Raw genomic sequence first — 7,393 nt, 5'->3', positions numbered from 1 at the left:
GGCCCGTGCGCCCACCCTGACCTCCGGCGGCAGACGGGCCTGGCTTAGCCCGACGGTGAACGGCCCAGCCGCCGCCGGGGTTAGCAGGTCGGCGTCTACTTCAATATTTAGCCGTCATCATGGGCTACCCCGCCAATCTGCAGGGCAATGCGCTCAGTAGTGTTAACGGACGAAGGCATACAGACGGTCTCTAGGTTGCGGCGCGTTGGGGTTGCGCAGGGGGTGGGATTTAATCGGGCCAGTTCGCTGGCACGCGCGGCCTCGCCGTACCATGCAAAGGCCAGTAGATGCAGATTGCACGCTCGCTCGGGTGGCCTGCCGCAAAACACGCGGCGGACGGCGCACTATCAGGGTGCGGATCTGGCTCTGCAGCTGGTAGGTTAGCTGCTGCAGCGCAGCGATAAGCCGCCTGTCGTTACGGGCGTCGGGTGGCAACGTCATGGGCCTGGTGCGCTGTACGCGGCCGGGTGTCCATCACGGTGCGCTGTGTCACGATGGCAGTCACGATTAACGCGCGCACCTCCTCACACAGGCGTTCAATATCACTGCCAGAGAGCGTCGGCGTCTCCTCTTCCGCCTGAAAGATATCCGCCGCCACGTCAACCCACTCCGCTATCGTCACCAGGCGCACAGTCTGGTTAATCAGCTCACGGTCGGCCTGCGGCATAATGCTGGCGCGGTTCAGGGTGGAGGCAAAAACGCCACCCTGACCGCCGGCAGCGCTGGCAGTCACACGCCGTTCGGCAAAGCCAGCCGTTCGCTTTGACTGCGCACCCGCCAGCCAGTCTGACAGCCGCGTCACCTCGTTAAAATTCAACCGGTCACTGAAAGTGGACAGCAACCCTTTCAGGTCAGAGACAAACGCCGAGGGCATATCAAGGTAGTTCATCACGCTGCCCAGCAAGGTCTGCACCTCGTCAGCCAGCGCCTGCACCACATACTCCGCCGAGGCCACCAGATTACTGATGCAGGCGATACCTTCATTGCCGCGCCGGATGGTCGCCAGTGCGTCCGACAGCCCGGCGGTAACATGGTCCAGCAGGCCGCCGGGCCGGGGAATGCCGCCGCCGGCGCGCGTGGCGGCACGAATGTGCTGGTCAATGACCGTCAGGCCCGCCTCGCGCACGCTCGCGTTATCATTGCGGTAGGCAAAATTGGCCCGCTGGCGCAGGGTCATGACCCCTGTGACCAGCCCGGAGCCAAGGGACAGCGTCCCCTTGAGCCAGCTGCGTTGCTGACGCTTAGCCCCGGTCATCTCCTGGCGCAGCCGGGCAATGCTGGTCTGCATCCTGTCATAGGCGCGCACCTGCTGCTCGCTGGCCGACAGAGTGCCGCTGCGCACCAGGCACTGATAGGCCGCCTGGGTACGCTGGATTTCCCGCTGCAGGTGACGCTCGCCCCGCAGCCCCAGGGTTTCCCGCGCCTGGCACAGGCGGCGAAATACCTCCGACAGACGGCGAATGCCCGGCGGCGCGCTGTCCTTGACGCCGAAGCGTAGCTGGGTATCAAATTCACGGGCCATGGGTTACGTCCGTTTGGCTGAGAGAAAGCGTCGGCGCAGGCTTTTGATGGCCCTGTTTTTCCGCCAGGGCGTGGGGTTTTCCAGACGCCCGATAGCGTCGAGCAGCCCGCCCAGGCCTACAGCGTCAAGGCGGCGGGCGCGGGGGGCGCTGATGCCGTACTGTCCGAGTCGGACAAGGGCGAAACGGTAGTCGCGCAGGCGGGCTTCAGCGCGCTGAGCTTTTTTTTCGCCTCAAGCTGGGCATCCCGTAGTGCTTTGAAATCCTCAGAAACCAGCGTCTCGCAGAGAAGCCTATAGGTGATCTCTTCTGCGGGGATACTGCCCAGCTCGGTGATGCAACGTGCCAAGACACCCACTATGGTGCCCGAGTCCGGGATACCCTCCTCCACCACGGCGGATCTAGTCGCCGATAATACTGATCCGCACGGTAAAATCACGGTGCCGTTGATCTTTATAAAACACGCCTATCGGTAAGGTGGCGCTGTGGGTAAATGCCATGGGTTACTCCTCAACTTCATTCAGTGCAAAGGCGCTAATAGCGATACGGGCCTCATTGTCAACGGTATACTGTTCGCCCATCTCAGTGACAAACACACCCTGATAGGTGATGCGCTTGCCGCCGCTGAGGGAGTATTGCGTCAATTTTGCGACCGAGATTTTTTCCCGCAGGGTATTGTTGACCGGCACCACGGCGGTGATGGACAGCTCTCAGGTGGCAATCTCCTGAATGTAGCCCTTGGCGCGCCCGGTGGAGTTCATGGTCTTGACCAGCTGCCTGCCTGTGTTCTCGCGCGGACTAAACTCAGTCACCTCAACCTCGGTGCTGTTAACCTCCAGCAGCACCGCGCCGGTGTATCCCAGTGCCATACAGGCCCCTTTATAAAAGATAAATGTGGCGGCAAACACACGCAGGCCGCGTACCACCGTCGCCGGAATACTCGCATCGGCGCGGCTGTCGTCATCCTGCCGACTGCGCGTTACCGTCAACTGCTCCTTATGCGCATCCACGTTTCCAACGATTTCCAGCTGCTCCAGGGCGTAGAGCACATCGAGCAGCTCGGAGCGGATACGCTGCAGGCGGGTATCATTGAGTTTTTCACGCGGGGAGCGCTGGGTGATACGGGCACGGCAGGCCAGGCGCACATAGTCCAGCGAGCGCAGGATAGTGATATCCATCAGCGAACGGTCGGTCACGCCTATGCTGTTTTTCACATAGGTGCTGACCGCCCGCACAATCTGCACCTGACTGCCGTTCACTTCAAAAGGCGTCAGGCCGTTGTCCAGCGCGTTTTCCTGCTCGCGGCGCCCCGGCCATTTGTCCTGTGGCGTGATGTCCGCAGCGGGTAACGCCAGGGTATTGAGCGGGCGTGCCGGGTCGGACTCGCTGGCGATGATGGCGGCATATATATCGCCGCCAGCTCGCCGTTGGGCAGCATTGAGCCGTGGTACCAGCCCAGTGTAAGACGCGCTGCGTTGACGTCGGTCGTGAGTGCCGTGCCACCTGACAGCGTACCGTTCCAGCCAACGACGCCCAGCGCCGCATCCAGTGCGGGGTCGCTTTCGCCGCCGTGCATCGGCGTCAGCGCAGCGGTGACACTTGGTGCGCTGACCGTGACGGTCACGCCAACCTGGTTACCACAGTCCCCTTTGTTGCGCGCCGTCAGCAGCAGCTGCTTGGCGGGACTTTTACCGCCGGATGACGGCGGCGGGATCCGCCATCGCCGCCGTCACCGGTAGCGCGTCCAGGGTGTTGATAACCTTCACCAGGCTCACCATCAGATCAGCGCCCCAGCGCTATCGCCACTGGCGACAGAGCAATAACGACGGTTTCGCCGCAGACGCCAAGGCGCACCTGCCCGGTGCCGCTGGTGCTGCCCTTGAGTCCCAGCGTGCCGGTAGCCGCCACGCCCGCCTCGCTGTCCGGTACCCCCACCACCGCCAGCTACAGTGTCATTGGCGCGGATGGCGGCCCGCGCCATACGATGCGCCTGGGAGCCATGACCAAACAGACTGGCAGCCTCTTCATCGCTGAACACGTTTACCGGCGTCAGTGTCTCCGTATCCGGCGTGGTGGTGCGCTGGGCCAGTACCACCAGCGTCTAGTCGTTGGTGGCCACAGCGCCCGCGACGCCAGGGTGATATTAAACCCGAAATAATAGCCGGGTTTATAGGTTGGCGTCGGTATCACGGCATCAATGCTCATGCGTCCCCCTTGGTATCACGTCAATCATGGTCTTTTGCCCTTGTGGCCACGATATCCCTGCGCAACAACTGCTGGCGGGTCATCAAGGTGATACGCCAGCCCGGTGCGCTCATGCATCGGCTACGGCGTATCCAGTCGTCCCTGATAGTCGGCAAACAGCCGGTCAGGGTCATTGTCGCCTGCCGGCGCGGGTCAGCGGCCGTTATCCAGCGCCTCTTCAACCCAGACCGTGTCGAATTCGCAAGAATAGGCCGCCAGGGCATCAATCACTGTTCAAGCGAGCGCTGAACAGTGAGCGCACCCAGCTCGGCAGCAGGGGCTCGACAGGTAACACCATATCCTGACGGCTCATTAAGCGCCGAACGGCCCGAATCAGCCTATTGCAGCCCACTTCATCGCGGGCAGGGCCGGCCGCCCTTGCGCTGAGCCGCTTCCTCGCGTACCGAATAGGCCGCCAGCAGTACCGAGAAACGCCTGGAGGTGTAAAAGCGGTGTTTATGAGTACTGACCGGTTGGGTCTGCTGCACGCCAAGAAAGGTCACCCAGCAGGCGGGTAGCACACGGGCGATAGCCCCCACATCCTCCAGCTCGCCGCCATAGCTGCTCACGGCAGATACCATGCGACCCAGACCCGCTTAAGCCGCGCCATCATGGCGTTTTCAATCTCGCTTATCATTAAAATCCCCCTTCGCTGGTCTGGTTGCGTCCCCAGACGCGGCGACCGGAAAAGAACGCCGCCCCGGCGTTGCCCTGCAGCGCCCCACCGCTTTGGGTGGTGGTCAGGGTGCCGCCCAGAATGACCTTAAACTGGGTGCTTTCGCACCACTGCATCATATACTGGAACGGATCGACCTGCCCTTGTGCAGCGGACTCAGAGCGGATAGCGGCGCGTTCGTGGATAATGCCGCCGGCGTTATGCCCCAGGTCGCGCAGCGCCCACAGCAGCGTGTTTTTCTCTTCCTCGCTGGCCCCGTCGGAATAGGTGCCCACCCACGTCGGCAGGCCGTAGATTTCCAGAAACTCTGCCAGGTCACGGGTGGCAATATTCTTGAACAGGTAGGTCCATACCAGTACCCGGAACAGGCCGCTTTCCGCCACCCAGCCGCTTTTGGCTTGATGACGATGCAGCAGCCAGCCGAAGGGGTTAAGCTCAGCGCCGTCGAGGCTGCCGTCAATCAGGCGGATGGCGTTACGGTTATGGGTCGCGGTCTGGAACCAGCGTTGCGGGCGCTTGTAGAAGGCGCAGGGCAGCCAAATGTTTTCCGTCTGTTTCCAGCCGATTTCCACGGCGGCAAAGCCGTGACCAATGGCGTCCAGAAAGTCGAACAGCAGCGTTTCAAACTCCGGCAGGTCTGAAAACCATTCCGTCGCGGCGTCCGCCATGGCCTTTTCCTGTGCTCTGGGATGAGGCGGCGGCACAATGCGCCAGGTGAGCGGCATCACCGAACGGCGGCGCTTGCTCATCTCGGCAAATAGGTGGCCATCGCGGCTCCTCCATATCAAAAAACAGGTCAGCCTGGCGCACCAGATGCCTCTGTTCGGCCTCGCTCAGGATGTCATACACCCGGCGGATATCGATGCCCAGCGAGGGGTGTGCTCGGTCAGTTGTTGATAACGCAGGTGGCGGTCATCGGCAGTCTGTGGCTGCGTCAGGGTGCGGCGGCGCAACAACCGGCCGTAAATATCGGTGAGCATGCCCATTACCAGCCTCCGCGGAAAAAGCCCAGCCGTCCGGGGTGCCGGTCACCGGACAATGAGCGGCATTCGGTTTTCGGGCCGTGGGTCACGGCCAGCGTCCAGAGCATGTGCAGCGCATCCGGGCCGTCGTCATGGTCGGCGCGGGGAAAGTGGCGCAGCTGCTGTATCAAGGTGGTATGGCTGGCGTGCAGCCGGATAAGCCCGTTTTCCATATCGGGCTGCACAGGGTCTCGATACGCAACAGCTTGTCGGCATGGGGGATAATGGCCCGCGCCGGCACCGGGTGACCCAGCTGTGCCGCGCGTTTAATCAGCTCGGTGCGCAGGAACTCCTGAAACTGCACCGCCTCAATACCCCCAGACCAGGCAGTGGTATTCCTTTTGCAGGGCGATGATGTTGCTGATAATGGCGGCCGGCAGCCGCTTGCGTATCTGCGCTTCTACCACATCCAGCGCGCCGGTGGTGCGATTAAAACCGCCGACCAACAGCGCTGACGGGTCACGGCTGGCCCCGGCCTTGGCGAGGCTGGGGTCGGTGGCCCCGTAGAAGACCCACTCGTTAAGCCGGTTGACCCAGAAATGCAGGCCGTGGGCAAACCAGCGCATCCTCACCGCTGACCGTGTCATTTTAGTACTCGGCGTCAAAGGTAGCGTGATCGTCCCGGGCGCGGATGTGCATCAGGGTCAGCAGCGGGCGGGCGGACCAGGAAACTTCCGCGCCTTCCTCTCATCTCGGTACGGTGTGCCGTATAAAAATCCTGCGGCGCGGCCTCCCCCCTGGTTACGCAATACCTGCTTCCAGAGGTCTCCCACAGCGACAGGTTCACCAACCACTGGCCTTAAACGTGCCTGCCGCCACAATGGGTTATTCAGGGTGCGTGATAACACCGAGTCGTAATGCAAGATGGTGCCGATATACGCCACATCGAGTTTTGCGCCCGCGAGGCCCAGCGGCAGCACGATTTTTCTCAACCAGCTTTCCAGCTTGTCGCGCTGGTCCGGGTTGCGCACCTGCTCGTCGTTCTCAATATCGTCCAGTATCACCAGGTCAGGGCGGTACGGCTCATGGCGCAAGCCGCGCAGCTTTTTGCCGCTGCCGGCCACCTGCACCTTGATATCATTGCGCGTCAGGATGGTGCCCATCTGCCAGACGCGACCGACACCGCAGGCTTCGGGGAAGTCGGCCCCGCAACCGGGGGCTAAATTCCAGCTCGGCCTTGATGGCTTCGAGCACCGGGTACGCCTGGTCGATGGAGTCCATTACCATCAGGGCATAGTGCTTGATGCCACGTACCAGACACCACAGCACAAACAGCTGGCTGAGCAGCGTTGACTTGCCATCTCCGCGCGGCGCGGCGATGGTGTCCTGCTCGCCTTTCGGGCTGGCGACTACCTGTGGCAGCCGCTGAAACAGATAGCCAGCCATGCAGTTCACTGGGGTCGGCATGACGAATATAGTGCGGAAAATAGGTCTGCACAAAATAGCGATAGCCGTTCACCGGATCAGCCACCTGTGAACGCCGCGTCGCCATGGCTTCCGCCCCGCCGGTATCAAAACTCAGGCATTCGGCCTTGATGGTACGGCGCAGGCTGGAGGCCAGCGCAGCCAGCGAGTGCTGGAATTCACGGATGGAAAATTTCGCCGCCATATCTCGCTTTAAATCCCCTATAGACGCGGTTTACACGCCATGATGACCTCAGCCAGTACCGCATTGATGCGCAATACCAGGGTCTCTGCCACCGTGTCAACGCTGCCGGCGACACTCGCCAAACATAAAAAGTGCGCGGCGCCGTCCAGACCGACAGACACATTCTCGCCGGCGGCCCTGACCACGCTGAGCTCGGCCGGGTCGAGGTACACGCCCGGCAACAGCTTGACCAGCTGCTTCATGCCAGCGCCGCCCCTATCTGGTTTTTGATGCGGGTTGACGCCCTGAAAGGGTATTTCGCCATAGGCGACATCCACGACAT

At 61.8% G+C, this 7,393-nt stretch carries 13 protein-coding genes and 1 pseudogene; all 14 read right to left on the bottom strand.

Annotated features, from left to right (window positions below; translation table 11 throughout):
* Positions 1-415: 415 nt before the first annotated feature.
* Positions 416-1,522 (bottom strand): hypothetical protein, encoded by a 1,107-nt coding sequence (locus ACTBDU_RS14505; protein WP_438806965.1) that lies wholly within the window; start codon positions 1,520-1,522, stop codon positions 416-418.
* Positions 1,523-1,638: 116 nt separating this feature from the next.
* A complete protein-coding gene (locus tag ACTBDU_RS14500; RefSeq protein ID WP_438806964.1) occupies positions 1,639-1,914 on the bottom strand; it encodes a hypothetical protein in 276 nt (91 codons plus the stop codon).
* 109 nt (positions 1,915-2,023) lie between these two features.
* Positions 2,024-2,209: a hypothetical protein gene (locus tag ACTBDU_RS14495; protein WP_438806963.1), complete on the bottom strand. Its 186-nt coding sequence runs from the start codon at positions 2,207-2,209 to the stop codon at positions 2,024-2,026.
* A 21-nt stretch (positions 2,210-2,230) separates the two neighbouring features.
* A complete protein-coding gene (locus ACTBDU_RS14490) occupies positions 2,231-2,779 on the bottom strand; it encodes a phage tail sheath C-terminal domain-containing protein (protein ID WP_438806962.1) in 549 nt (182 codons plus the stop codon).
* A gap of 11 nt (positions 2,780-2,790) precedes the next feature.
* Complete coding sequence (locus ACTBDU_RS14485; protein WP_438806961.1) at positions 2,791-3,144, bottom strand: hypothetical protein; 354 nt, start codon at positions 3,142-3,144, stop codon at positions 2,791-2,793.
* Positions 3,145-3,302: 158 nt separating this feature from the next.
* The gene (locus ACTBDU_RS14480) at positions 3,303-3,458 is read right to left on the bottom strand and encodes a hypothetical protein (RefSeq protein WP_438806960.1); all 156 of its coding nucleotides are present in this window, start codon (positions 3,456-3,458) and stop codon (positions 3,303-3,305) included.
* A gap of 111 nt (positions 3,459-3,569) precedes the next feature.
* The gene (locus ACTBDU_RS14475) at positions 3,570-3,725 is read right to left on the bottom strand and encodes a hypothetical protein (protein ID WP_438806959.1); all 156 of its coding nucleotides are present in this window, start codon (positions 3,723-3,725) and stop codon (positions 3,570-3,572) included.
* Positions 3,726-3,745: 20 nt separating this feature from the next.
* Positions 3,746-3,898 (bottom strand): hypothetical protein, encoded by a 153-nt coding sequence (locus ACTBDU_RS14470; protein ID WP_438806958.1) that lies wholly within the window; start codon positions 3,896-3,898, stop codon positions 3,746-3,748.
* Between the two features lie 89 nt (positions 3,899-3,987).
* The gene (locus ACTBDU_RS14465; RefSeq protein WP_438806957.1) at positions 3,988-4,116 is read right to left on the bottom strand and encodes a phage protein Gp37; all 129 of its coding nucleotides are present in this window, start codon (positions 4,114-4,116) and stop codon (positions 3,988-3,990) included.
* Position 4,117: 1 nt separating this feature from the next.
* Complete coding sequence (locus tag ACTBDU_RS14460) at positions 4,118-4,345, bottom strand: phage protein Gp37 (RefSeq protein WP_438806956.1); 228 nt, start codon at positions 4,343-4,345, stop codon at positions 4,118-4,120.
* A gap of 55 nt (positions 4,346-4,400) precedes the next feature.
* Positions 4,401-5,228 (bottom strand): phage portal protein family protein, encoded by an 828-nt coding sequence (locus tag ACTBDU_RS14455; RefSeq protein ID WP_438806955.1) that lies wholly within the window; start codon positions 5,226-5,228, stop codon positions 4,401-4,403.
* A gap of 45 nt (positions 5,229-5,273) precedes the next feature.
* The gene (locus tag ACTBDU_RS14450; RefSeq protein ID WP_438806954.1) at positions 5,274-5,426 is read right to left on the bottom strand and encodes a hypothetical protein; all 153 of its coding nucleotides are present in this window, start codon (positions 5,424-5,426) and stop codon (positions 5,274-5,276) included.
* A pseudogene (gene terL / locus ACTBDU_RS14445) lies at positions 5,426-7,071 on the bottom strand (phage terminase large subunit). The gene ACTBDU_RS14450 and the pseudogene terL overlap by 1 nt, the downstream one beginning before the upstream one ends.
* Positions 7,072-7,088: 17 nt before the next feature.
* Positions 7,089-7,393: hypothetical protein (locus tag ACTBDU_RS14440; protein WP_438806953.1), on the bottom strand; the 305-nt coding region annotated here is incomplete at its 5' end.

The organism is Sodalis sp. (in: enterobacteria) (assembly GCF_051710625.1).
Classification (GTDB): Bacteria; Pseudomonadota; Gammaproteobacteria; order Enterobacterales; family Enterobacteriaceae; genus JBPESN01.
This window is presented reverse-complemented; position numbering and strand designations above follow the sequence as displayed.